The sequence below is a fragment of the Streptomyces sp. WM6386 genome (assembly GCF_000972385.1).
Lineage (GTDB): Bacteria > Actinomycetota > Actinomycetes > Streptomycetales > Streptomycetaceae > Streptomyces.
In genome coordinates, this window is sequence record NZ_JXTE01000429.1 from 1 (window position 1) to 525 (window position 525).

Here is a 525-nt window from a genome sequence, read left to right on the forward strand (position 1 = left end):
CGATCGACACACGCTTTTGCAGACCGATGTCCGCGAAGGTGCGGGCGTGCTCGGCCAGGTGTTCGCGCGATCCGGCGAGCGCGGCCGCGCCGGCCTCGCCGAGAGCGCCGCCCAGCGTGTCCCAGGCTGCGCCGCGCTCCTTGGCCTCGATGGCTTGGGACATGTCCCCTCCTCAGATCACTGCGCCGCACCCAGGTAGCGGTGGAGCGTCGGGTTGATGAGCTTGATCAGGTCGTCGACCGGTATGGATGCGATCGGCTCCAGCTTGACGACGTAGCGCATCAGGACGGCGCCCCAGACCTGCCCGGCGGCCGCGCCGAAGTTGACCGGCGGCACGCCGAGGAACTCGGCCATCTGGTAGATGTCCAGGTCGGGGGCGCCGATGGACTTGCCGGCCTGCGCGAAGAGCTGCTCGGCGATGAAGCGGCGCATCTGCTCGGCGCCTTCCTCGCTGTTGACCGCGGCCTGGAGGATCCCGAGCAGCTTCGGGCGTACCTCGGGGTCCTCCCACAGCGCGAAGGCGGC

General features: G+C 69.9%; 1 pseudogene. It reads right to left on the minus strand.

The annotated features are described in order from the left end of the window. Positions 1–177: 177 nt before the first annotated feature. A pseudogene (locus TN53_RS42085) lies at positions 178–525 on the minus strand (hypothetical protein); the annotation flags it as partial.